This is a genomic window from Salegentibacter chungangensis (genome assembly GCF_042678405.1).
Taxonomy (GTDB): Bacteria; Bacteroidota; Bacteroidia; order Flavobacteriales; family Flavobacteriaceae; genus Salegentibacter_A; species Salegentibacter_A chungangensis.
The window spans coordinates 354,223-377,254 of record NZ_JBHTLI010000001.1 but is presented as its reverse complement, the minus strand read 5'-3'; the positions used below and the strand labels follow the sequence as shown (position 1 = coordinate 377,254).

Genomic DNA, 23,032 nt, shown 5'->3' with positions numbered 1-23,032 from the left:
TTTGCCTCCTGAAAAAGAAAAAATATGAGTAAAGGTGTACTGCTGGTCAATCTGGGCTCTCCCGATAGCACCGATCCTAAAGACGTAAAAAGATATCTGGGTGAATTCCTGATGGACGAAAGAGTGATAGACGTGCCTTACTGGGCCCGAACACTCCTGGTAAAAGGAATAGTGTTGAACACAAGGCCTAAGAAATCTGCTGAAGCCTATAAAAAGATCTGGTGGGAGGAAGGTTCCCCTTTAATTGTACTTTCCGAAAGACTTCAGGCAAAAATAGATTCATTGACATCTATACCTATTGCCCTTTCTATGCGTTACGGAAATCCTGATATTTTATCGGGCCTTCAGGAGCTGAATGATAAAGGGGTGGATGAAGTTCTTCTTTTTCCGCTATACCCTCAGTTTGCGATGGCCACTACCGAGACTATTCTCGTGCTTGCCGAAGAATTGCGGCAGAAGCATTTCCCAGATATGAAATTCACTACGGTGCCGCCTTTCTATAATCATCCCGATTATATAAGGGTCCTGGCAGAAAGTATTTCTGAAAGGCTCGAGGGAGTGGATTTTCAGCATTTGCTGTTCTCCTATCACGGCGTGCCGGAAAGACATATCAGGAAAAGTGATGTCACCAAGTCTCATTGTAAAATAGACGGAACCTGTTGCCAAAGCCCTTCAGTAGCCCATCAGTTCTGCTACAGGCATCAGTGTTTTGAAACCACCAGGCTTGTAGCCGAATACCTTGGATTAAAGGAAAACACTTACAGTGTATCCTTTCAGTCCAGGCTTGGCTTCGACCCTTGGCTGCAGCCTTATACAGATCGTACAATCGAACGCTTTGGAAAGCAGGGAATGAAAAAACTTGCTATTGTAACTCCTGCTTTCGTTTCAGATTGTCTGGAAACCCTGGAAGAAATTGCAATGGAAGGCGAAGAGATCTTCCACGAGGTGGGAGGTAAGGAGTTTACCGTAGTTCCCTGTCTTAACGACCGGCAGGATTGGGTGAATGTACTGTCCCGCTGGATAGATGAATGGGCCTTCAAAAAGCCCGTTAAAGCCTGATGGCAAGGATAAACGCAGCGGCGCTTGGCCGGGAACCTGTAAGCAGACTTCTTATAAAACAGGCTCTTCCCGCATCGGTAGGTATTCTGGTCATGTCCCTGAATGTCCTGATAGATACTATTTTTGTTGGAAACTGGATAGGGTCTGTCGCAATTGCCGCTATAAATGTGGTTCTTCCCGTCTCCTTTTTTATCGCCGCTCTGGGGATGGCAATAGGGATAGGAGGCTCTTCCATTATTTCCCGTGCCCTAGGTGCTGAAAATAAAGAACGTGCCCTTCGTACTTTTGGAAATCAGATCACGCTTACCCTTATCTTGACTGTGATATTGGTGGTTTTGGGCCTTAGCTTTATAGATTTTCTCATTCCTGCATTTGGCGGAAAAGGCGATATTTTTGCACCGGCGAAGATCTACTATACCGTGGTGCTTTACGGAGTACCTTTTCTTGCCTTGGCTATGATGGGCAATACGGTGATAAGGGCCGAAGGGAAACCGAAATTCGGGATGATCGCGATGATCATTCCGTCTGTGGGAAACCTGATCCTCGATTATATTTTTATAAACCGAATGGGGCTGGGAATGTTTGGTGCTGCCTGGGCCACTACGGCTTCCTACCTGCTGTGCTTAGCCTTTATTCTGTGGTTCTTTCTTTCAAAATATTCCGAATTAAAGATCAGCTTCAGCCATTTTGGGCTGGATTTTACTATCCTTAAGGAGATATCTTCCCTTGGCTTTGTGACCCTCTCAAGACAGGCGGTGGTAAGTATCACTTACCTGTTGATGAATAATATCCTGTTTAACCTGGGAGGAGAAGATTCGGTAGCGGTTTATGCGATCATAGGTCGAATGCTGATGTTCGCACTATTTCCGGTGCTTGGGGTTACTCAGGGATTTCTGCCTATTGCCGGCTTTAATTATGGAGCGCAGAAATATCAGAGGGTTCGGAAAAGCATTAATACGGCTATCCTGTATTCCTGTATTCTTGGATTGCTTGTCTTTGCAGGTATTATGTTCTTTTCTGAAGATATAGTAAAAGTCTTTACCAAGAATCCTGATATTATTAAAGATACGCCTCCGGCAATGCGCTGGGTTTTTGCGGCTACCCCCATTATCGCTTTACAATTAATTGGGGCTGCCTATTTTCAGGCCGTTGGGAAGGCGGTGCCGGCCCTCCTGCTAACGCTTTCCAGGCAGGGCTTCATTTTTATCCCCCTTATCCTGATCCTGCCGATGTTTTACGGTGAAATAGGGGTGTGGATCTCTTTTCCAATAGCCGACGTGCTTTCGACCATAGTGACGGGGTATTTTCTTAACCGCGAAATAAGACTTAGATTGAATCCGCCGATAAAAGATTAGATTTTGTTATTTTAGATCATCAAACCCAAAGTCCGGGTTTCATTAAAATCACTGAAAATAGTGGAATACTACAGCTACATTAAATCTTTACATCTCATTTTTGTGATCACCTGGTTCGCCGGGCTTTTTTATATCCCCCGCCTTTTTGTGTACCAGATAGAATCTGCTGAAAAACCTGAACCGGACAGGAGTATCCTTGGGGAACAGTTAAAACTTATGACCCGCAGGCTCTGGTATATCATTACCTGGCCTTCAGCGGTGCTTGCGAGCCTTTTCGCCTTCTGGCTTTTATACCTGATGCCAGGCTGGCTGTCCCAGGACTGGATGCTGGTAAAGCTTGGTTTTGTGGTACTCTTATACGCCTATCATTACAAATGCCACCTGCTCTTTAAAGAGCTTCAGCAGGATGTGATTAAGTGGACTTCTAACCAGATGAGGTTATGGAACGAAGGTTCCACTTTAATACTTTTTGCAGTCATCTTTCTGGTGATAGTACGTGATGCCATTAACTGGATCTATGGTGTGATCGGGATCTTTTTACTTTCAGGGATCCTGATGCTTGGTTTCAAAATGTATAAACGAATAAGAACTAAGAATCCGGATGCCTAAACTGGTGTGATAATTGCTCTAATAAAGCCCGTATGAAGCTTATAAAAGTCTCTTTGCGTACCCGTATTTTTATCTCCATGATACTTTTGGTGCTGGGAGCTTCTATTTTGATCGCCGGGGTAACGGTCTATCAGTACAAACAGGAGGCTGAAAATTATCACCGCGAAAGGCTGGAACGCAAAGAGGAAGCCATCAGGGAAAACATCAAGTTTGTGCTTGCGAGTACTACTTTTATTGTGAATACTGAGAATATTGAGCCTATTTTCAAGGAGCGGGACAAGATTTATGAAATGGCTCAGGTGCACGAAATGCCCATTAAGATTTATGACCTTAAAGGGGATCTTCTTGTAAAGTCTGAAGAGTCTTTCTTTAAGGACACCACCGACGCGCATATCGACCCTGAAATTATCAAAAAACTGGATGCTTCTTCAGACAGACGATACCTTAAGAAATCTGAGGTAAACGGGCAGAAATTCCAGTCTTCCTATACCTATGTCACCGATAATAAGTTCAAGCCCCTGGCCATACTCTACCTGCCTTATGTGCAGGATGACAGCCTGCTGAACCGTGATCTTAACAATTTCCTTATGAGAATGGGGGAAATCTATCTCTTTATGCTTGTTCTGGCCATTTTAATGTCTTTTCTGCTTTCGAGGTATATTACCAAATCGCTTAAGATCATTTCAGATAAGATCAACCAGACCCGGCTTGACAAGCGGAACCAGAAGATAGAGATCAGTAATGCTTCCGAAGAGATCTATGCTTTGGTTTCGGCTTACAACAGTATGATAGATGAGCTGGAAGAAAGTGCCGTGAAACTGGCTACAGGGGAACGGGAGCAGGCCTGGCGCGAAATGGCTAAACAGGTGGCACACGAGATCAAGAATCCGCTTACACCTATGCGTTTGAGCGTACAGAGCTTTCAGCGTAATTTCGATAAGAACGATCCCGATATCGACATTAAAGTAAAAGAATACAGCAACACGCTCATCAACCAGATCGATACGATGAGCTCCATAGCTTCTGCCTTTTCTAATTTCGCGAAAATGCCGGCCCAGCAAAGCGAGACCCTTAATGTGCCTAAGATCGTTAAACTGGCACTGGATATCTTTAACGAAGATTATATCGTATTTTCTTCTGAAGAAGAGGAGATCCTGGCAAAATTTGACAGGACACAACTCATTCGCGTGGTGACCAACCTTGTGAAGAACTCCATCCAGGCCCTTAAGGAAACCCCGGATCCCAAGATAGTGGTGAGCATTCATAACGAAAAGGATGCGGTGTGTATGTCTATTTGTGATAATGGTGCAGGGATTTCCGAGGAGAACAAAGACAAGGTGTTTGAACCGAAATTCACCACTAAATCAAGTGGAATGGGCCTTGGGCTGGCAATGGTGAAGAACCTTGTGGAGACCTATAACGGGAGCATCAGTTTTACTTCAAAACCAAATAAAGGCACTATCTTTAAGGTGCGATTTCCAAAATCATAAACTATGAGTTATCAGAATATCTTAACTGAAGAGAACGAAGGCATTCTTCGAATTACCATCAACAGGCCTTCAAAATTAAATGCTTTAAACCGCGATACCATTGAAGAGCTTCACCAGGCCTTTGCTAATGAAGGGATGGAAGATGAGGTGAAAGTGGTGATCCTTACCGGCACCGGAGAAAAAGCCTTTGTGGCCGGAGCAGATATCAGCGAATTCGCCGATTTTTCTGCTGAAAAAGGAAAGAAGCTTGCGGCTGAAGGGCAGAAGAAATTGTTCGATTATGTTGCCAATTATTCCAAACCGGTTATTGCAGCCGTAAACGGATTCGCTCTTGGGGGCGGACTGGAGCTGGCTATGGCCGCTCATTTTAGAGTTGCCAGTGAAAATGCCAAAATGGGGCTTCCCGAAGTATCTTTAGGAGTGATCCCTGGCTATGGAGGAACACAGCGCCTGCCACAGCTTGTAGGCAAAGGCCGGGCTATGGAAATGATAATGACCGCAGGAATGATAGACGCCAACCAGGCGCTTCAGTACAACCTGGTGAACCACGTGACCAGCCAGGAGGAACTGCTTGAATTTGCTGAAAATATTGCGGCCAAGATTATGAAGAATTCGATGGTGGCTATTAAAGCTGCGATCAAAGCGGTTAATGCTAATTATGAAGCCGGGGTGAACGGCTTCGAAACTGAGATCGAGGAATTCGGAAACTCCTTTGGTACCGGCGACTTTAAAGAAGGTACATCAGCCTTTCTGAATAAACGCAAAGCCGACTTTCCGGGAAAATAGTTCCCAAATAAGAAAAACTTAATATGGATTATTTCCGTAAAAAAGGAAATAATCCATATTTTTGTGATATGTCTTTATCACAGGATTTTATAAAAGGAAGGGGAGCGCAACAAAATGTTCATAATAAGTTTGATGCGCACAGCCACGAGTTTCGTGATGACTTCCTGAATTACTGCGCTGCGGAAGGGGATGAGGTAAGAGACTCCAGAACAAGCCTGATAGATACCTTTCCAAAAACCATTGTTAATAAAGTGAACAGTCCGGACGTTGGGCTTAATTATTCGCTGAATCCGTACCAGGGTTGTGAACACGGCTGTATCTATTGCTATGCCCGAAATTCGCACGAATACTGGGGGTATAGCGCCGGGCTCGATTTTGAGCAAAAGATACTGGTAAAGCAAAACGCCGTGGAACTGCTTGAAAAGAAACTCAGCAGCAAAAGCTGGCAGGCAAGTCCCATAGTGCTTTCCGGAAATACCGATTGCTATCAGCCCATAGAAAAGAAGCTGCAGATTACCAGAAGACTCCTGCAGACTTTCCTTAAATACCGTCATCCGGTGGGAATTATCACCAAGAATGCACTTGTTCAAAGGGACCTGGATCTTCTTAAGGAACTGGCAAAAGATGACCTGGTGCACGTTAACATATCAGTGACTTCTTTGGCTGAAGAAACCCGAAGGGTACTGGAGCCAAGAACGGCGAGCATAAAAAAACGCCTGCAGACCGTGGAAAGACTTTCAGCGGAAGGGATTCCGGTGAACGTGATGATGGCCCCCATAATCCCTTCCATTAACAGTCACGAGATTATGCCGTTGGTGAAAGAAATTTCGGAAAGGGGAGCCTTAAGTGTAGGTTATACCATTGTACGCCTGAACGGCGCTATAGGAGGTATTTTTACCGACTGGATAAAAAAAGCGATGCCAGACAGGGCCGATAAGGTGCTTCATCAGATCGAAAATATTCACGGGGGCAGCCTTAACGACAGCCGGTTTGGAACAAGAATGAAGGGCGAAGGGGAGTTTGCAACCCAGGTAGCCCAGCAGTTTAAGATCGCTAAAAACAAATATCTGAAAGACCGAAAGAAGTTCAGCCTGAACTGCGACCTGCACGAAGAATTTAAAGACGGGCAGCTAAAGCTTTTCTAAGCCAGACCTTCCCATTCGGCATAGAACTGTTTCAGGTAATCTTCCATAAACCTATGCCTTTCTTCAGCAATTCTCTTGCCTGTTTCGGTATTCATCCTGTCTTTTAGAAGAAGCAGTTTCTCATAGAAATGGTTAATGGTTGGGGCGGTGGAAGCCTTGTACTCTTCCTTGGTCATATCAAGGTTCGGTTTGACCTTGGGATCAAAAAGCGCCCTTCCTTTAAAACCTCCGTAGTTGAAGGCACGGGCAACGCCTATCGCTCCAAGCGCATCCAGCCTGTCGGCATCCTGAACGATATCCAGCTCTGCCGAACTGAATTTACGTTCGGTATTCCCGCCTTTAAAAGAGATGTTTTCGATGATCTTTATCACGTGGTTTCGTACTTCTTCAGAAGCATCCTGGGTCTTCAGGAACTCATCAGCTACTTTGGGGCCCAGGCTTTCGTCGCCGTTATGGAATTTGGAATCGGCAATATCGTGCAGGAGGGCGCCAAGTTCTACAATAAGCTTATCGGCTTCTTCACCTTTGGCGATGAGTTTGGAGTTATTATAAACCCTTTCTATATGGAACCAGTCGTGGCCACCTTCGGCTCCCTCCAGGGTCTCCTTTACAAATTCTATGGTGTTCTCTATGATAGAAGGATTGGTCATAAATATAATCTTTAGGGCTGTTGGCGGCATTATTTAATATCGGCGGTGATAATTCGCTCTACCTTTGCGGCAAGGCTTTCGGGGTCATCAGAGTTTGCTGCGATAGGCTCGTGCACTTTCAGCTTGATGTGTACGCCGGGTTCCATAGGAAAACTTCCGCTTTTAAAAAGCTTCCAGGAATTGTTGATTGTAACTGGTACGATAAGGGCTTCGGGCATTTGCTTGAAGAGTAAGATCATCCCGCTTCCTCTGAATTTTTTAGGAGCTCCGTCGCGGCTTCTGGTTCCCTCAGGAAAGATCACTGCCGAGCGCTTAGTCTTATTCAGGTATTTGGCGAATTTGGCCATTTTTATCAGGGAATCCCTCTTGTTCTTTCGGTCTATTAGAATGGAACCTCCGTGCCTTAAATTGAAGGAGATACTTGGGATTCCTTTTCCCAGTTCTTTTTTACTGACAAACTTTGGATGTTGTCTTCTGAAATGCCAGATAATAGGTGGAATATCATACATTCCCTGGTGGTTGGCCACAAAGATACAGGGCCTGTTTAAAGGCAGGTCATATTGGTCCTCTACGGTGAACCTTGTTCCCAGGATCCTTAGGGTATTCATCAGGAAAAGGTTGAAGATATCCACGCTCTTTTTATGCGCTTCATATCCGCCCAGTTTCAGGCATATCCATTGGATAGGATGGAAAATAAGCAGGACCAGAAAAAATATGATATAAAAAAGTACCGAAAGCGGATAAGAAAGTAGTTTTTTCATCTTGATGTTTAAGGCTACAAAAATAGGTTTTTCAGAAGTAAATCTGCAAATGCCGGGTGCAGGCTTTTAAATGCCTGAAATAAAAAAGGCTGCCGGTAACCGACAGCCTTTTTAAAGCTTCTTAATTAAAGTTGCTTAGCAAAATTCGTTGTAAGCACCCACAAGGTTCTCTGCGATCATTTCGGCAGGACGACCTTCAATGTGATGACGCTCCAGCATATGTACCAGTTCTCCGTCTTTAAAAAGCGCCATAGATGGTGAAGATGGCGGGAACGGTACCATAAAGCCTCTTGCTTTATCTGTAGCTTCCTTATCTACACCGGCAAAAACGGTATAAAGGTTATCTGGGGTCTTAGAGTTTTGTAATGAAATTCTTGCTCCTGGACGGGCGTTAGCTGCAGCACATCCGCAAACCGAATTTACCACAACCAGTGTGGTTCCTTCTTTCTTCATTGCTGCCTCTACGTCTTCCACGGTATGTAATTCTTCAAAACCGATGCTTGTTAAATCTTCACGCATTGGCTTTACTAAATCTGCTGGATACATATATTAGGTTTTATTATTAAACTTTAACAAGTTACAAAGATACCAAATTAACTTCAGCTGAGCATATCTCAAATTACTATGAGCGAATAAGTTGAATTTATCATAATGAGCGTTGGAGAAGTGGGTGGTTGATATTCATAAAAACTTCTTTAAAATAGTATCTTTGCCTCAAAATTCGCTTTAATGATTAAATGGTTCGCCGCTATTCTGGGCTATATTTACTTCAGGTTTCCCGGAGCCATCCTTGGATTTATCATAGGATCTTTGCTTGACAATTATATCCGTTCCGCAGGAGGATTGTTCGAGAATATGGGAGGCACCCAGAAATCCAGGGTCTCACCCGGCGATTTTGAACTGAACCTGCTTTCCCTGGCTTCGCTGGTCATTAAGGCAGACGGTCAGGTTTCACAAACCGAACTCGACTATGTTCGTGCCTACTTTGTTCGGGCCTATGGAAAAGAGCGCGCCAATGCTACATTTCGCACTTTTAATGAGGTGATCAAAAACAGAGAGATCTCTGCACAACGCATTTGTGCTTATTTGCATAGCAGGACGCGTTATGAGGTCAGGCTTCAGATTCTTCACTTTTTATTCAGCATTGCGCAGGCCGATGGTAATATTTCTCAGGCTGAACTGAACCAGCTTTCCCAGATCGCGGGTTATCTAAGGCTGAATAGTCACGATTTTGAGAGTATCAAGGCGATGTTCCTGAAGAGTGCCGATAATGCCTATAAGATCCTTGAGATCGATAAAAGTGCCAGCGATGCGGAGGTTAAAAAGGCCTACCGTAAAATGGCTAAAAAATACCATCCCGATAAACTTGGCCATATGGACGAGGCTTACCGGAAAGGGGCAGAGGAAAAATTCAGAAAGGTTCAGGATGCCTATGAACAGATCCAGAAGGAAAGGCGAATGTAGACTTCTTTCCGTTTACTGAAGCAGTTTATTCCCGATTTTCAATCCTATAAAAAACGTTCTTGGCCTTGATGGGCCATAGATATAAGTGGCATCACGGTCTACCCCGAAATCAAAATCTTCCTGGTAGGCATTGAAGATGTTCTGCACTCCTGCATTCACTTCCATCTGAAAGTTATTGGCAAGATTAAAAGTGTAAGCCGTTTTAAGGTTGATCTCCATAAAATCCCTTGTCTTTTCCAGGCGATCCTGTTCAATATAACCTGCTAGATGTGGTGCGTACATACTACCCGTGTACACCCCTGAAAGGTTGTTCTGCCAGGCTTTAACCGGAGCATATGTAAGGATGAAGTTCCCGTAAATATTAGGAGATTTAAAGAAATTCTCGGCGTTTTCAAGTGAGGCTTCGGGGTCGTCGCTGTAACGTACGGGGCTGTCGTAAGTGGCCTTCTGAATGGTACCTCCTGCCTGAAAGATCCAGTCTTCATTTGGCGCGTAAACGGCATCAAGATTTACTCCGTAAACATCGGCACCCTGCCCGTTACGTTTTACGAAGACCGTTTCTGAAGTTCTTTCCAGAACAAAAGGGTCCTTAAGCCTGGTGTAGAAACTCTCCAAAGTAAATCGGTAATCCTTATCCAGAGTGGTCTTGCTCCACTCAGCTGAGGCTAAAAAGCTATGCGAGGTTTCCGATTTCAGATCGTCTGAAAGCTGAACCAGGCTGATCTCTCCTGCTGCGATGCGGGCGTGAATGTCTTCGGTGAAGACCTGTGGCGCACGGAATCCTTTGGCATAGCTGGTTCTTAACTGCAGGTTTTCAGATGGGCTGTAAAGTACATTCACTCTTGGGTTGATCACTACTTTTTCTTCTGCGATATTGTGGAAATCTGCTCTCAGGCCACCAAGAACCTTTAGTTTTTCGGTTGCCTGCCATTCCTGTTGTGCGTATACGCCAAGAATGTTAAGGTTTTGATCGATGAATGCATTGTATCCGGGCTTTGAATCGGCCATTTCACTGTGCTTGAATTCGGTTCCGGTTGTGAAAGTTGCAGTCCCGCCAAGGAAGTTTTCCTGGTTGTAGGAAGTCTGTCCCCCCAGGACAAAGGTCTCATCTTTGGTATTTCCAAAGCCTTTAAGGCTTTCTTCAAGGGTTTCACCTTTTCCGCCGTAAAAATTGTCATTTTTAGACAACTGCGCTGTTCCGTAAACCGAATACTTCCAGTCTTTGGATTTTGAAAAGGCCTCGTAGGTAAGCCCTCCGCCTACCACGTCGCTTTCTATCTGTTCGGTAATGTCAGATTCGTAAGGTAAGAGATGCAGCTTGTTCCCACCGCGCCTGTATTCGTGTATCGTGTGAAAGTCGAGGCTTAACTTGCTTCGTTCGTTTGGCTTGTAGAAGGCCTTGAAGCCAAAAGTTTTATTTTCAACTTCGGTTATTTCGGTAAATCCGTCTCCGTTTTTATCAAAAGGATTCCTGTCCCGGAACATTCCAAAAATGCTTAACCCGGCATTGTAATCGTCGGAGAGTACTGTTCCGTTAAGGGTTACCGCTTTGTCGCCGGCCTTTCCGTCAATTGCCGCAAAATTGCTGGCAATCTCGAACAGGTTCTCTGTAGGTTCCTTGGTGATGATGTTTATTGTTCCGGCAATGGCATTCGAGCCGTAAAGGGCCGAGCCTCCGCCACGAACCACTTCTACCCGTTCTATAGAATTAGCGGGAATCTGGTCCAGTCCGTAAACACCATTTAGTGCACTAAAAACAGGACGGCTGTCAATGAGAATCTGTGAATAGGCTCCGTCAAGCCCGTTCATTCTTACTTGAGAAAATCCGCAGTTCTGGCAATTGGTTTCCATCCTAAGGCCGGGTTGAAAATTTAGTCCTTCACTAAGACTGATGGATTGGGTGGCCTGAAAGTCTTTGGCTGAAGTTACCGAAACTATCACCGGAGCGGTTTGCCTTAACTGTCCGGTTCTGCTGGCAGAAACCACTACCTGATTAAGGCCGGTAACATCTTCTTTTAGGTTGAAATTCAGCTCTTTAGACTTATTGCTGAAAATTTCGAGATGATACTTCTCTTTTTTATAACCAACCGCCTGAATAATAAGATCGTGATGGCCCTGGGGAACTTTTAGGGAATAGACTCCCTGCTCATCGGACGTTGTTCCTATGTTCGTGTTCTCCAGGTAGATATTGGCGTAGGCTATAGGGATGCCTTCCGCAGAAATCTTACCTGAGACCGAGGCTTCCTGTGCAGTTACACAGAATACGGAAATTAATAATACGAGTGTTGCAGGGAGTTTCATAAATTTATTTTTGGCAAAATTATAAATAAAATTTAGACGAACCTAAAAAATTGATTGTTTCAATAAAAAAATGTATTTTTGGCTGCAGAAAATGAAAACGATGTTCAGTTTTTCGGAAGAGAATTATCTAAAAGCAATATTTCACCTTGAGCGAACCTATAAGTCAGGGGTTAGTACGAACGCCCTGGCTGAAGAAATGGACTCCAAGGCATCCTCGGTGACCGATATGATCAAACGGCTATCTGAAAAGAAGCTGGTGAATTATAAGAAGTACCAGGGGGTGAGGCTTAGTGAGGAAGGAAAGCAGGCAGCTATAGAAGTGATAAGAAAGCACAGGCTGTGGGAGGTCTTTCTCGTGGAAAAGCTTGATTTTACCTGGGATGAGGTGCACGAAGTTGCCGAGCAGTTAGAACATATAAAATCTGAAAAACTTACCAGGGAACTGGATCGTTTCCTGGAATATCCAAAGCGGGACCCGCACGGAGATCCCATCCCTGATGCTGATGGTAATTTTACCGTTTCCAACCAGCTGCTTTTGGCTCAATTGGATAAGGGTCAGCGTGGAGTTTGTATGGGGGTTAAGGATTCTTCAGCGGAATTTCTGAGATACCTTGATAAAAACGGGATAGCACTCGGGAAGGAGATCCTGGTAAAGGATAAGGAGTCTTTTGATCAGTCTATGCTTATTGAAATTGATGGAGAGGAGTTGAGAATCTCTAATGTGATCTCCAGTAATCTATACTTAAAAACCACTTGATTATGTTGAAAGAAGTTGTAGCGTATTTCGAACAATTAGACCCGGTAATGGCGGCTTTTTTAGCTACATTATTCACCTGGGGAGTGACTGCTCTTGGTGCGTCACTTGTTTTCGTTTTTAAGAATATGAACCGTGCATTCTTTGATGGGATGCTAGGGTTTACCGGCGGGGTTATGGTGGCAGCCAGTTTCTGGAGTTTGCTGGCGCCGGGAATCGAAATGAGCCCGGGAGAAGGTTTCGAGAAAGTAATTCCCGCAGTTGTAGGTTTTGCGTTAGGGGCCCTTTTTCTTTTTGGACTTGACAAGATTCTTCCTCACCTTCACGTGAATTTCAGGATGAGTGAGAAGGAGGGTATAAAAACTCCCTGGCATAAATCAACGCTTTTAACCCTGGCCATTGCATTGCATAACATTCCAGAAGGTCTTGCTGTTGGGGTGTTGTTTGGAGGTGTGGCCGCCGGATTCGAAGGAGCCACCATTGGTGGAGCCGTGGCACTTGCTATTGGAATTGGGCTTCAGAACTTTCCCGAAGGCTTTGCTGTTGCTATGCCGTTAAGAAGACAGGGTATGAAAAGATGGAAGTGCTTTAACTACGGGCAGTTATCGGCCATCGTTGAGCCAATGGCTGCTGTGTTGGGTGCCTGGGCAGTAATGACCTTCAAACCTATTTTACCTTATGCTTTATCTTTTGCGGCCGGAGCAATGATCTTTGTTGTAGTGGAAGAGGTAGTGCCCGAGTCTCAGCAGGAACGGTATACCGATATCGCCACTATGGGCTTTATTGGCGGTTTTATGATAATGATGACCCTGGATGTGGGGCTTGGATAGAGTAAAAAGCAGGCAGGAACTTAATCGCAGCCACAACCTGAAACACCGCAGGCTTTTACCTTTTCATTTTTTCTCATAAAAGGAGGCATCCAGATGAATTTGGTAAACAGGTAGCCTACTGCTATTAGAAAGGTTATTAATACAAGTATTTGCTGTAGAATTTCCATAATCTCAATTTCTTTTTTCTCCTGTTTCTGTTATTTTAAGAACTGAAATGCAATGAGAGCAACAATATAAGCAAATGCGCTCATAACAAAAAGCTGCAGAACAGGCCATTTCCAGGTGTTGGTTTCTTTCTTAACTATCGCAAGGGTGCTCATACACTGCATTGCAAAAGCATAGAAAAGCAATAAGCTTACTCCGCTGGCAAAGGTAAACAAGGGCCCACCCAGCACCGGATTTGTCTCGGCCGCCATCCGGTTCTGTATGGTTTCCTGCTCGTCGCTTCCCACACTGTAAATTGTGGCCAGGGTTCCTACGAAAACTTCCCGTGCGGCAAAAGAGCTTATGATGGCGATCCCTATTTTCCAGTCGTAACCAAGCGGCGCCACAACCGGCTCTATTCCTTTTCCCATAATTCCGATATAGGAATTCTTCAGTTTAAATGAAGCGACCTTTTCGTCAAGATCTTTTTGAGAAATACCTGAATCCTGAGCATATTCTGCGGTCACGATCTCTTCGGCATTCTCAAATTCATCTCCCGGACCGTAGCTCGCCAGGACCCACAGTATTACCGAGATTGCAAGGATGATCTTCCCGGCGCCCAACACAAATGATTTTGTTTTTTCAACCACATTAATCGCTACATTCTTGATCATTGGCACCTTGTAATTAGGCATTTCGATCACAAAGTAGCTGCGTGTCTTTATGCTTAATATTTTGTTCAATAACCAGGCCGAAAAGATAGCCATTCCGAAGCCTATTAGGTAGAGCAGCATTAATGTTAATCCCTGAAGGTTAAACCCAAAGAAAGCTTTGTCAGGGATTACAAGTGCTATAATGATAAGGTAAACCGGTAATCTTGCCGAACAGGTGGTAAAGGGCACCACAAGGATGGTAATAAGTCTTTCCCGCCAGTTTTCAATATTCCTGGTGGCCATTACCGCCGGGATGGCACAGGCCGTTCCCGATACAAGTGGCACAACGCTTTTTCCGCTAAGCCCGTAACGGCGCATGATGCGGTCCATCAGGAATACAACACGGCTCATATAGCCCGTTTCTTCCAGGACCGAAATGAAGAGGAACAGGAAGGCGATTTGCGGAATAAAGATCACGATCCCACCAAGCCCGGGAATTATTCCCTCGGCGATAAGGTTGGTGAAAACCCCTGAAGGCAGTGTTCCTTTCGCCCATTCGCTCATAGAGGCGAAGGTGGCGTCTATGAGATCCATCGGGTAACTGGACCAGTTGTAAATTGCCTGGAAAATAAGCAGAAGAATAGCGAAAAAGATCACATAGCCCCAAACCTGATGGGTAAGCACGCGGTCGAATCTTGCTCTGAGATCGGTGGCGGCATTTCGGTCTATTTTCAAGGCTTCCTTCAGGATCCCGTTGATAAACTGGTATCTTAATATGGTTTCCTTTTGCTGAAGCCGCTTCAGGTCACTGGTAGACTTCGTACTGAAATCGGGATTCTTTTTAAGGTCTGACCTGTTGATGTTCCCGAAGTTCACATCCTGTGTGATGACCAGCCATAATTTGTATAGGGACTGGTTAGGAAATGTCTTTCGCAGATTCCCGAAGTATTCCGGATCTATTACAGAAGCATTTACACAGGGCTCGGTGGGAATCTGACGGTAATTTTTTATCAGTTCCTTTAGGTGGTCTATTCCTAAATTCTTCCTGGCACTGACCAGGGCAACTTTTGTCTTTAGGCGTTCCTCCAGCAGGTCTATATCCAGAGAAATTCCCTTTCGTTTCATCCTGTCGGCCATATTGACCACCAGGATGGTAGGTATACCCAGGTCTTTCACCTGTGTGAAAAGTAAAAGGTTTCTCTTGAGATTTTCGACATCGCTCACTACTATGGCGACATCGGGGTAATCTTTATCGTTTTTATTGAGCAGCAGTTCGATGACCACATTTTCATCGAGGGAAGAAGCATTAAGGCTGTAAGTTCCCGGCAGGTCTATGATATGAGCTTTAAGGGTGCGATCCAGCTTGCTTATCCCTTCCTTTTTCTCTACAGTGATTCCCGGGTAATTCCCAACTTTTTGATTGAGTCCTGTAAGCTGGTTAAAAACCGATGTTTTTCCTGTATTGGGATTTCCAATTAATGCGACATTAATTTGTTTGCCCATATTAATCTATTAGCTCAATTTCTATTTGTAATGCGGTTTCTTTTCTAATGGCCAGGTGGCTGCCGTTTACATTGAGGTACATAGGATCCTTAAAAGGAGCAGTTTGAACGAGCATCACCTCGTTTCCCGGAAGACATCCCATTTCGAGAAGCTTGAGAGGAACGCGCTCTACTGAAAACTCCTTAATAATTCCGCGTTGTCCGCGTTTTAAATGAGCTACGGTTACCTTCAAAGTTTATTTAGATTGATTTTAAACAAGGCAAAAGTAATGTAAAATAAACTAGTAGAAAAGCCTCAGGCTTAAAAAAGTACTAGCGCTGGTATTCAGCCTTTAATATTTTAATGTCTGCCATTAATTCTTCAATTGCTTCGGGATTGGTCCCGTCATAAAATCCGCGAATTTGCCTGTCCTTGTCCACCAGCACAAAATTCTCGGTATGTATCATATCATATGGCCCTCCGTCTCCGTCGCTCTTTGAAGCCAGGTAAGATTTTCTTGCCAGTTCATATATCTTTTTTTTGTCTCCGGTCACCAGATTCCACTTTTTGTCTATCACCCCTTTTTCTTCAGCATATTCCTTTAGCACCGGAACGCTATCCGTTTTTGGGAAAACCGTATGAGAAAGCAGAAATACTTCGGGATCATCCTTGATCTTTTCCTGAATCTTCAGCATATGATCTGTCATAATTGGGCAAATGCTAAGACAGGTAGTAAAGAAAAAGTCAGCTACATAGATCTTGTCCTTGTAAAAATCCTGAGTAATGGTATCGCCATTCTGATTTATAAGTTGAAAATCGGCTATTGTATGGTATTTTCTTACGTACTGTACCGTTGTGTCCACGAGTTCAGCATTCACCATATCGGGCTGAAAGACGGGAAGTCGTTCTTCCGGCTTCAGCAGCGAATATATAGCCCAGATAATGAAGACCGAAAGCACAAAAAGTACAATGGCAAACTTTTTAAACTTGGCGAAAAACTGAAGCATTTTTTACAGATTTGTTACAAAAATAGGGGCTGACAACGACTTAGTCGAATAGAATTTGGGAAAATTTCTTTTTTGGTTTATGCAGTGGCCTATAAGCTTTTATAAGAGTTTTTAAAAGATTACTTTTGTGCGATTAAAATTTGAAGATTAAAGAATGGATCCATTTATAGTTAAAGCCATACAGTTACTGCTTAGTTTATCATTACTGATAGTTTTGCATGAGCTTGGGCATTTTATTCCTGCTAAATTATTTAAGACCCGCGTCGAGAAATTTTTCCTGTTTTTTGATGTGAAATTCGCTCTTTTCAAGAAGAAGATCGGGGGTACGGTTTATGGTATCGGGTGGCTGCCTCTTGGGGGGTATGTTAAAATATCCGGTATGATAGATGAGAGTATGGACAAGGAGCAGATGGAAAAACCTCCCCAACCCTGGGAGTTTAGAAGTAAACCAGCCTGGCAGCGACTTATTATTATGCTTGGAGGAGTAACGGTTAATCTTGTTCTTGGTTTTCTGATCTATATGATGATCATTTTCGTTTGGGGAACCAATTTTGTGGGACCAGATGATATGCCTAAAGGTTTCGCTGTGGCAGAAGAATTTAAAGAATATGGGTTTCAAGATGGGGACAGGGTTCTTGAGGTAAATGGAAAGGACTTTGAAAACAGTCTTGATATTAACCGTCATCTTTTTATGAGAGGCGTGAATTCTGTTACCGTTCTTCATAAAGACGGGACTAAGGAAACTGTTGAGCTCCCCGAAGAGATTGGTTCTACGATGTTCCAGACCGGAGTGATGCAGCCTTTTATTCCTATTCAGAGGCCTATACTGGATAGTGTGGTTGCCGACAGAGCGGCTGGAATAGCCGGCCTTAAAAAAGGTGACAGCCTTATTTCCCTGAATAATCAGGAAATAGGATACTGGCACGAACTGGCTCCTATTGTGAATGAAAATAAGGGAAAAGAGATTGAACTGGTCTTTAAAAGAGGGAATGAAATAAAAAGCGTAATGATCACTCCAGACGAAGAAGGGAAACTTGGGGTGACCAACGAGTTTGATTTTGACTTCCAGACCAAGAAATACAGTCTGGCGGGAAGCATCAAAGAAGGATTTGATTATGGATACTGGACTTTAAGAGATTATATCTACCAGTTCAAGTATGTATTTACCGCAAAGGGAGCAACCCAGCTGGGTGGTTTTGGAGCTATTGGGGGAATGTTCCCTGAGACCTGGAACTGGAAGGCATTTTGGGGCACTACAGCGCTTATCTCCATAATCCTGGCCTTTATGAACATACTTCCTATCCCGGCACTGGATGGCGGGCACGTGATGTTCCTGATGTATGAGATTATTACCGGAAGGAAACCTAATGACAAGTTTATGGAGATCGCACAAATGGTAGGTTTCTTCTTATTGATCGCGCTTGTGCTTTATGCTAACGGAAATGATATTTACCGCTGGTTGTTTGAATAAATATCAGTATTGAATTTATATAATAGAAAGCCGGGATTTGCCCGGCTTTTTTATGCTCTAAATGTAGCCAGGAAAGCAGTTTTATTAAGGAAAATCTTTTATAAGCGGGCCCATTTGTTAAAAAAAGCTATTTTTATGCTCTAAAATTCAATCTTCCTTTAAATTTTGCCCGCCCCTACGAAGCAATTGTTTTAATGGATAGTCATTTTATTACGTAAACTAACCTGCTTTTCTATGAAGTTATTTAACCTCTATTCATTATTGGGGATAATTTTGATCTCTTTTATAAGTTGTGATAAGGAATCTGATGATACTCCTCCGGAGCCAAAACCTGTGCCTCAGGAAAAAATTGAAATTGATGAGATATCCGGTTACATCCAAAAAGGCCCTTATGTTAACGGTACCGGGATCTCAATGTATGAGCTGAATGAATCCCTGGCGCAGACAGGAAAAAGCTTTAACACTCAAATATCAGGTAATGATGGGCGGTTTGAGATCAGTAATATTAGCCTTAGTTCTCAGTTTGTTGAATTTTCAGCAAACGGGTTTTATTACGATGAAGTGAAAGGAGAGATCTCATCATCACAATTAAATCTCTTTGCAATTTCCGATATTAAATCAGTTTCAGGTGTAAACGTTAATCTTTTAACTCATCTTGAAAAGAAAAGAGTCGAATACCTGATAGAAGAAGGGAAGTCTTTTGCCGAGGCTAAAAAGACCGCCCAGGCTGAAATTCTTTCAATATTTAATATAAAGGAAGATGATATCCAATCTTCTGAATTGCTCGATATATCCAAAGACGCCATTCTGCTGGGGATATCTTCAATCCTGCAGGGAGATCGAAGTGTTGGAGACCTTACAGAGCTTCTTGCAAGTATTTCTTCAGATATTGAAGAGGATGGGGTGCTAAATAATAGCAACATTCAGGATGCACTTCGGCAATCTGCCCTTAACCTGGATGCCCCGGTTATCAGAACTAATTTGATTGAAAGATATAAGTCCTTAGGTAAGGATGTAAATATCCCGGATTTTCAGCAATACATCGATGGGTTTTTAAATTTTACGGCAACAAAACCAAAAATTACAGGGATGGAAGTCACTGTGATTTCGGCAGATAGCATTAGGGTTATAAGCAGGTTAATTGCCAATAATGCTGAAACTGAAGTTGTATTTGAATACGGGGAAACAGAGAGCTTGGGTGCAGATGTTGTATTTAACGAAGGTCCTGTAAATGGTGGTAATGAAGTTGCATTAGGAGAAAGTGTTTCTGGTCTTAAACCTGCTACAATTTACTATTACAGGTTGTCTGCCAGTAATGAATTCGGTTCTGTGAGTTCCTCTATAAACAGCTTTACAACCTTAGGAGGCTTGCCTGAAGAAGTGGGGCATCTCACCCTGGAATCCGGTAATAAAACTATTAAGGTGCAAGGGGCAGTTAACCCTAATTTTCTGGAAACAAAAGTATATATCCAATACATAGAATACCTGGAAAGCTTTGACCAGGCAGACTCTGTTCTCGCGGATCAAAGTCCGCTAAGTCCATATTCGGACAGAGCGATTTCTGCACTAATCGAAAACCTTAACCCGGGAACCCGCTATTGGGCACGGTTAAAAATGGAAAATGAAGTTGGAGTAACTTATGGGGATCCTATCGATATATCTACCCTGGGGAGTGAACCTAAGATCTTAATTTTTGCTATTGATAATTCTAAGATTGGAGCAAAAAGTGCTGAGGCATATATAGAAATTGGAGAAAACACATTGGCTACAAGGCTTATTTTGGAATATAGCACTTCAAACACATTTGATGCCTCTGTAGAGTATTTGGATACTATAGTAGGCCCTTCAGAGAAGGATATTTATTTGAGAAAGAAAATCGAAAGCTTGGAAATGGATCAGGCTTACTTCGCCAGGTTAACCTTAAAAAATGAGTTAGGGGAAGATTCTTTTGTTGATGAGTTTAAAACCTTGGATGGTGTTATCCAGCTTAGCGATCTGATGTACGATGGCACGTATGCGGATCCTGAGGTTCATTTTGATATAGACATCACTAAGGAAGGTGGTTTGCCCATTATAGAAAGAGGGTTACTATATGGTGCTTCCTCAGGATTAACAATAGATAGCAGTAATTCTAATAAAGCAGTTGACCCTGTTATTGCTGGAACAATTTATACTTACTATTTAACAGATCTGGAGATGAAGCAAACCTATTATGCAAGAAGTTACGCAATTAATGAATCCGGGGTTTATTATAGCAATGAAGTTAAATTTACTTCACCAGGTCTTCCAACTGCTTATATTCATAGTGTCTATGATGTAACTTCGAATTCTGCAACCGTGTATGGGTATTCCCCTGATAGTGGTGGCTCCCAAATCCTGTCTGAAGGATTTTGTTGGGGAACCGAGCCTAATACAAATATTGAGGATAGTTTTATAATTGATGAAACGGAGGCATCTGAAGGAAATGCTTTTTTAAATAATTTGGAACCGGGGACAACTTATTATGTTAGATATTTTGCAAAAAACAGATTGGGAATTGATTACTCGACTGAGTTGAGTTTCACAACAAAGGAAAATTAAGGACCACTTTAAAGAGGGCTGCTTTTAAGCAGCCTTCTTTAATTAGTAATGTAATAATCCAGCTATAAAAGCAAAAAAGCCTGATAGAAACTATCAGGCTTTTTTTGCTCCTCAGGTTGGGCTCGAACCAACGACCCTCTGATTAACAGTCAGATGCTCTAACCAACTGAGCTACTGAGGAATTTTCGACATGTTTGTTAGCAGTTTTTTGAAGTCTTTGCTTTGACTTTTGCTCCTCCTCTTGGACTCGAACCAAGGGCCCTCTGATTAACAGTCAGATGCTCTAACCAACTGAGCTAAGGAGGAAGTTTGCAAGCAATTTTGCGGATGCAAATATAATGTTATTTTTAATTTTCACTAAATAATCTACAAAAATTTGATCGCGAAGTTTGCATTTAACAAATTTCAGCAATAATCTCCTTCCCGCCAAGGGAAATAGCAGGGATTTTAGCCCGTTCTTTATATTCTATACCGGCTGTATGAAAGCCTTATTTTCCAAATTTTAAGCTAAAATAGTTATCTTGAACAGACCAAGAATTATAGCTTATGGAAATTAGAATCGGAAAATTTCTTATTGAAACTGAAAGAGGTGATATCGCCAACCAACAGGATATGGATGCCGTTGTAAATGCGGCTAACGCGGCGCTTACCACCGGGGGAGGAGTTGCCGGAGCTTTGCACACTGCTGCCGGGCCGGGCCTATACAAAGAATGCAAGCCCCTGGCGCCTATAAAACCGGGAGAGGCTGTGATTACCGGAGGCCATAATCTTCCGAATAAATTCGTGATCCATTGTCTGGGGCCTGTTTACGGCCGGGATGAACCCGCTGCAGATTTCCTCGAAAATTGTTATAAACGGGCTTTGGAACTTGCGGAAGAAAATAAAATAAGGTCGGTCGCTTTTCCTGCAATTTCAACGGGAATATTCGGTTACCCCTTAAAAGAGGCTGCTCAAATAGCGGTTGAGACAGTTCTTAACGCAATACCTGCCTTCAAACACCTCCAAAAGATTAAATTTGTGCTCTTCAGTGAGGAGGACCTCAGGGTTTATAATGAAATGCTCTCTGAGATAAAGAAATAGAAACTACATGCAGAATTTTACCGCTACCTATACCGATCAGTATCAACTGGCAATGGCCCAGGTGTACTTTAAAAACGGGCACGGCCAAAATCGGGCCGTTTTCGATTACTTTTTCAGAAAGCTTCCTTTTGATGGGGGATATGCTGTTTTCGCCGGACTTGATTACCTGCTGGATGTACTGCAAAACCTAAGATTTTCAGAAGAAGATATCGCCTATCTGAAAAAGCAGGATTTTGACGAGGATTTCCTGGAATATCTTAAGGAGTTCAGGTTCAGGGGGAATATTTATTCGGTTAGGGAAGGAGATATAGTTTTTCCTACCAGGCCGGTACTACAGGTTGAAGCAAGTATTATAGAAGCGCAGATCATCGAGACCATTCTGCTCAACCTTCTGAATTTTCAAACCTTAATTGCTACTAAAGCCAGCAGGATAAGACTTGTGGCAGGGGACAGGTTGCTGTTGGATTTTGGCCTGAGACGGGCTCAGGCTTCCGGTGGATATTTTGCCACCAGGGCAGCTATTATTGGCGGGTTTGACGGCACAAGCAATGTGGTTGCCGCCCGTGACTTCAATATTTCCGTTTCGGGGACTATGGCTCATTCTTTTATTCAGAGTTATGATGAAGAGCTTACGGCATTCAGGGCTTTTGCTGAAGGGAGGCCTAAAGACTGTGTTTTACTCGTAGACACTTACGACACTCTTAAAAGCGGGGTCCCGAATGCGATCACCGTGGCTAAGGAAATGGAAGAACGGGGTCAGAAGCTGCTGGGAATAAGATTGGATAGCGGAGACCTTGCTTACCTTGCCCGGGAAAGCCGAAAGCTTTTAGATGAAGCCGGGCTGGAATATGTGAAGATTGCTGCTTCAAATCAGCTTGATGAGTATGTGATTAAAAGTCTCCTGGAGCAGCAGGCGCCCATAGATGTGTTTGGAGTTGGGACTAACCTGATCATTGGAGACCCGGACTCAGCGCTGGACGGCGTTTATAAACTGGCGTTTTTCGAAGATAAACCAAGAATAAAGATATCAGAAAGTCTTTCCAAGGTCACGCTTCCGCATAAAAAGCAGGTCTTCCGTATAAAGGACAAGAACGGGAAATGTATTGGAGCCGATGCGGTGGGGCTTGACACCCAGGAGAAGATCAATGTGATGTATCATCCTTTTGAGCCGTATAAGTCTATGGAGCTTGGGGATTATGAGCAGGAAGCGCTTTTAAAGAAGGTGATGAACAACGGAATTTCCAGTATTGAAAAAAGGAATCTGAAAGAAATAGCGGATTACAGTTTAAGCAGGTTAGCCGAGCTTCCTATCGAGTATAAGCGATTCAATAACCCCCATATCTACAAAGTGGGGATAAGTAATACGCTTAAGGAAGAGCGCGATAAACTTATTGCAGAACATAAAATATAG

Annotated in this window: 21 protein-coding genes and 2 tRNA genes; 13 read left to right on the top strand and 10 right to left on the bottom strand. The window is 43.3% G+C overall.

Going from position 1 to position 23,032, the window contains the following annotated elements; all coding sequences use genetic code 11:
* Positions 1 to 24 precede the first annotated feature (24 nt).
* The 6 genes from hemH to ACFQ3Q_RS01620 all read left to right on the top strand — a co-directional run bounded on the left by hemH (position 25) and on the right by ACFQ3Q_RS01620 (position 6,444).
* Complete coding sequence (gene hemH, locus ACFQ3Q_RS01645; protein ID WP_380742278.1) at positions 25 to 1,059, top strand: ferrochelatase; 1,035 nt, start codon at positions 25 to 27, stop codon at positions 1,057 to 1,059.
* Complete coding sequence (locus ACFQ3Q_RS01640) at positions 1,059 to 2,414, top strand: MATE family efflux transporter (RefSeq protein WP_380742276.1); 1,356 nt, start codon at positions 1,059 to 1,061, stop codon at positions 2,412 to 2,414. Before hemH ends, ACFQ3Q_RS01640 begins: the two co-directional genes overlap by 1 nt.
* Positions 2,415 to 2,474: 60 nt before the next feature.
* Positions 2,475 to 3,023 (top strand): CopD family protein, encoded by a 549-nt coding sequence (locus ACFQ3Q_RS01635; protein ID WP_380742274.1) that lies wholly within the window; start codon positions 2,475 to 2,477, stop codon positions 3,021 to 3,023.
* A 32-nt stretch (positions 3,024 to 3,055) separates the two neighbouring features.
* Entirely contained in the window at positions 3,056 to 4,513 is a 1,458-nt protein-coding gene (locus ACFQ3Q_RS01630) for a sensor histidine kinase (RefSeq protein WP_380742273.1), read from the top strand.
* A 3-nt stretch (positions 4,514 to 4,516) separates the two neighbouring features.
* On the top strand, positions 4,517 to 5,299 hold the full coding sequence (locus ACFQ3Q_RS01625) for an enoyl-CoA hydratase/isomerase family protein (RefSeq protein ID WP_380742271.1): 783 nt from the start codon (positions 4,517 to 4,519) through the stop codon (positions 5,297 to 5,299).
* Between the two features lie 68 nt (positions 5,300 to 5,367).
* The gene (locus ACFQ3Q_RS01620; RefSeq protein ID WP_380745570.1) at positions 5,368 to 6,444 is read left to right on the top strand and encodes a PA0069 family radical SAM protein; all 1,077 of its coding nucleotides are present in this window, start codon (positions 5,368 to 5,370) and stop codon (positions 6,442 to 6,444) included.
* Here the strand turns inward: ACFQ3Q_RS01620 and ACFQ3Q_RS01615 are convergent.
* The 3 genes from ACFQ3Q_RS01615 to ACFQ3Q_RS01605 form a co-directional block, all read right to left on the bottom strand.
* The gene (locus ACFQ3Q_RS01615; protein WP_380742268.1) at positions 6,441 to 7,094 is read right to left on the bottom strand and encodes an HD domain-containing protein; all 654 of its coding nucleotides are present in this window, start codon (positions 7,092 to 7,094) and stop codon (positions 6,441 to 6,443) included. The genes ACFQ3Q_RS01620 and ACFQ3Q_RS01615 overlap by 4 nt on opposite strands.
* Positions 7,095 to 7,123: 29 nt before the next feature.
* Positions 7,124 to 7,855 (bottom strand): lysophospholipid acyltransferase family protein, encoded by a 732-nt coding sequence (locus ACFQ3Q_RS01610; RefSeq protein WP_380742266.1) that lies wholly within the window; start codon positions 7,853 to 7,855, stop codon positions 7,124 to 7,126.
* Between the two features lie 135 nt (positions 7,856 to 7,990).
* Positions 7,991 to 8,401, bottom strand: coding sequence for a BrxA/BrxB family bacilliredoxin (locus ACFQ3Q_RS01605; protein WP_380742264.1), 411 nt, complete (start codon positions 8,399 to 8,401; stop codon positions 7,991 to 7,993).
* Between the two features lie 183 nt (positions 8,402 to 8,584).
* On the opposite strand from ACFQ3Q_RS01605, the gene ACFQ3Q_RS01600 reads away from it, so the two are divergent.
* The gene (locus ACFQ3Q_RS01600; RefSeq protein WP_380742262.1) at positions 8,585 to 9,319 is read left to right on the top strand and encodes a TerB family tellurite resistance protein; all 735 of its coding nucleotides are present in this window, start codon (positions 8,585 to 8,587) and stop codon (positions 9,317 to 9,319) included.
* A 12-nt stretch (positions 9,320 to 9,331) separates the two neighbouring features.
* On the opposite strand, the gene ACFQ3Q_RS01595 is transcribed toward ACFQ3Q_RS01600, so the two are convergent.
* The gene (locus ACFQ3Q_RS01595; protein ID WP_380742260.1) at positions 9,332 to 11,620 is read right to left on the bottom strand and encodes a TonB-dependent receptor; all 2,289 of its coding nucleotides are present in this window, start codon (positions 11,618 to 11,620) and stop codon (positions 9,332 to 9,334) included.
* Positions 11,621 to 11,720: 100 nt separating this feature from the next.
* Here ACFQ3Q_RS01595 and ACFQ3Q_RS01590 point away from each other — a divergent pair, with 100 nt between their 5' ends.
* The gene (locus ACFQ3Q_RS01590) at positions 11,721 to 12,377 is read left to right on the top strand and encodes a metal-dependent transcriptional regulator (protein ID WP_380742259.1); all 657 of its coding nucleotides are present in this window, start codon (positions 11,721 to 11,723) and stop codon (positions 12,375 to 12,377) included.
* A 2-nt stretch (positions 12,378 to 12,379) separates the two neighbouring features.
* Positions 12,380 to 13,204, top strand: a complete 825-nt coding sequence (locus ACFQ3Q_RS01585) for a ZIP family metal transporter (protein WP_380742257.1) — start codon at positions 12,380 to 12,382, stop codon at positions 13,202 to 13,204.
* A gap of 20 nt (positions 13,205 to 13,224) precedes the next feature.
* On the opposite strand, the gene ACFQ3Q_RS01580 is transcribed toward ACFQ3Q_RS01585, so the two are convergent.
* From ACFQ3Q_RS01580 to ACFQ3Q_RS01565, 4 genes are all read right to left on the bottom strand, one after another.
* The gene (locus tag ACFQ3Q_RS01580) at positions 13,225 to 13,371 is read right to left on the bottom strand and encodes a hypothetical protein (RefSeq protein WP_380742255.1); all 147 of its coding nucleotides are present in this window, start codon (positions 13,369 to 13,371) and stop codon (positions 13,225 to 13,227) included.
* Between the two features lie 30 nt (positions 13,372 to 13,401).
* Positions 13,402 to 15,504, bottom strand: coding sequence for a ferrous iron transport protein B (gene feoB / locus ACFQ3Q_RS01575; protein ID WP_380742253.1), 2,103 nt, complete (start codon positions 15,502 to 15,504; stop codon positions 13,402 to 13,404).
* Between the two features lies 1 nt (position 15,505).
* The gene (locus ACFQ3Q_RS01570) at positions 15,506 to 15,736 is read right to left on the bottom strand and encodes a FeoA family protein (protein WP_380742251.1); all 231 of its coding nucleotides are present in this window, start codon (positions 15,734 to 15,736) and stop codon (positions 15,506 to 15,508) included.
* 79 nt (positions 15,737 to 15,815) lie between these two features.
* On the bottom strand, positions 15,816 to 16,490 hold the full coding sequence (locus ACFQ3Q_RS01565; RefSeq protein WP_380742249.1) for an SCO family protein: 675 nt from the start codon (positions 16,488 to 16,490) through the stop codon (positions 15,816 to 15,818).
* A gap of 154 nt (positions 16,491 to 16,644) precedes the next feature.
* Here ACFQ3Q_RS01565 and rseP point away from each other — a divergent pair, with 154 nt between their 5' ends.
* Positions 16,645 to 17,961 carry an RIP metalloprotease RseP gene (rseP, locus tag ACFQ3Q_RS01560; RefSeq protein WP_380742247.1) on the top strand — a complete coding sequence of 439 codons (1,317 nt, stop codon included), beginning with the start codon at positions 16,645 to 16,647 and terminating at the stop codon, positions 17,959 to 17,961.
* Positions 17,962 to 18,195: 234 nt separating this feature from the next.
* The gene (locus tag ACFQ3Q_RS01555; RefSeq protein WP_380742245.1) at positions 18,196 to 20,541 is read left to right on the top strand and encodes a fibronectin type III domain-containing protein; all 2,346 of its coding nucleotides are present in this window, start codon (positions 18,196 to 18,198) and stop codon (positions 20,539 to 20,541) included.
* A gap of 107 nt (positions 20,542 to 20,648) precedes the next feature.
* On the opposite strand, the gene ACFQ3Q_RS01550 is transcribed toward ACFQ3Q_RS01555, so the two are convergent.
* Positions 20,649 to 20,722 (bottom strand) — tRNA-Asn (locus ACFQ3Q_RS01550).
* 51 nt (positions 20,723 to 20,773) lie between these two features.
* Positions 20,774 to 20,847 (bottom strand) — tRNA-Asn (locus ACFQ3Q_RS01545).
* Positions 20,848 to 21,087: 240 nt separating this feature from the next.
* Here ACFQ3Q_RS01545 and ACFQ3Q_RS01540 point away from each other — a divergent pair.
* Together ACFQ3Q_RS01540 and ACFQ3Q_RS01535 are read left to right on the top strand one after the other, a co-directional pair.
* Positions 21,088 to 21,621: a macro domain-containing protein gene (locus ACFQ3Q_RS01540; protein ID WP_380742243.1), complete on the top strand. Its 534-nt coding sequence runs from the start codon at positions 21,088 to 21,090 to the stop codon at positions 21,619 to 21,621.
* 7 nt (positions 21,622 to 21,628) lie between these two features.
* Positions 21,629 to 23,032, top strand: coding sequence for a nicotinate phosphoribosyltransferase (locus ACFQ3Q_RS01535; RefSeq protein WP_380742241.1), 1,404 nt, complete (start codon positions 21,629 to 21,631; stop codon positions 23,030 to 23,032).

Bases quoted from the DNA above. Each gene is read 5' to 3' on its own strand.
- hemH (WP_380742278.1), top strand. From the start codon at position 25: ATGAGTAAAGGTGTACTGCTGGTCAATCTGGGCTCTCCCGATAGCACC.
- ACFQ3Q_RS01640 (WP_380742276.1), top strand. From the start codon at position 1,059: ATGGCAAGGATAAACGCAGCGGCGCTTGGCCGGGAACCTGTAAGCAGA.
- ACFQ3Q_RS01630 (WP_380742273.1), top strand. From the start codon at position 3,056: ATGAAGCTTATAAAAGTCTCTTTGCGTACCCGTATTTTTATCTCCATG.
- ACFQ3Q_RS01625 (WP_380742271.1), top strand. From the start codon at position 4,517: ATGAGTTATCAGAATATCTTAACTGAAGAGAACGAAGGCATTCTTCGA.
- ACFQ3Q_RS01620 (WP_380745570.1), top strand. From the start codon at position 5,368: ATGTCTTTATCACAGGATTTTATAAAAGGAAGGGGAGCGCAACAAAAT.
- ACFQ3Q_RS01615 (WP_380742268.1), bottom strand. From the start codon at position 7,094: ATGACCAATCCTTCTATCATAGAGAACACCATAGAATTTGTAAAGGAG.
- ACFQ3Q_RS01610 (WP_380742266.1), bottom strand. From the start codon at position 7,855: ATGAAAAAACTACTTTCTTATCCGCTTTCGGTACTTTTTTATATCATA.
- ACFQ3Q_RS01605 (WP_380742264.1), bottom strand. From the start codon at position 8,401: ATGTATCCAGCAGATTTAGTAAAGCCAATGCGTGAAGATTTAACAAGC.
- ACFQ3Q_RS01600 (WP_380742262.1), top strand. From the start codon at position 8,585: ATGATTAAATGGTTCGCCGCTATTCTGGGCTATATTTACTTCAGGTTT.
- ACFQ3Q_RS01595 (WP_380742260.1), bottom strand. From the start codon at position 11,620: ATGAAACTCCCTGCAACACTCGTATTATTAATTTCCGTATTCTGTGTA.
- ACFQ3Q_RS01590 (WP_380742259.1), top strand. From the start codon at position 11,721: ATGTTCAGTTTTTCGGAAGAGAATTATCTAAAAGCAATATTTCACCTT.
- ACFQ3Q_RS01585 (WP_380742257.1), top strand. From the start codon at position 12,380: ATGTTGAAAGAAGTTGTAGCGTATTTCGAACAATTAGACCCGGTAATG.
- ACFQ3Q_RS01580 (WP_380742255.1), bottom strand. From the start codon at position 13,371: ATGGAAATTCTACAGCAAATACTTGTATTAATAACCTTTCTAATAGCA.
- feoB (WP_380742253.1), bottom strand. From the start codon at position 15,504: ATGGGCAAACAAATTAATGTCGCATTAATTGGAAATCCCAATACAGGA.
- ACFQ3Q_RS01565 (WP_380742249.1), bottom strand. From the start codon at position 16,490: ATGCTTCAGTTTTTCGCCAAGTTTAAAAAGTTTGCCATTGTACTTTTT.
- rseP (WP_380742247.1), top strand. From the start codon at position 16,645: ATGGATCCATTTATAGTTAAAGCCATACAGTTACTGCTTAGTTTATCA.
- ACFQ3Q_RS01555 (WP_380742245.1), top strand. From the start codon at position 18,196: ATGAAGTTATTTAACCTCTATTCATTATTGGGGATAATTTTGATCTCT.
- ACFQ3Q_RS01540 (WP_380742243.1), top strand. From the start codon at position 21,088: ATGGAAATTAGAATCGGAAAATTTCTTATTGAAACTGAAAGAGGTGAT.
- ACFQ3Q_RS01535 (WP_380742241.1), top strand. From the start codon at position 21,629: ATGCAGAATTTTACCGCTACCTATACCGATCAGTATCAACTGGCAATG.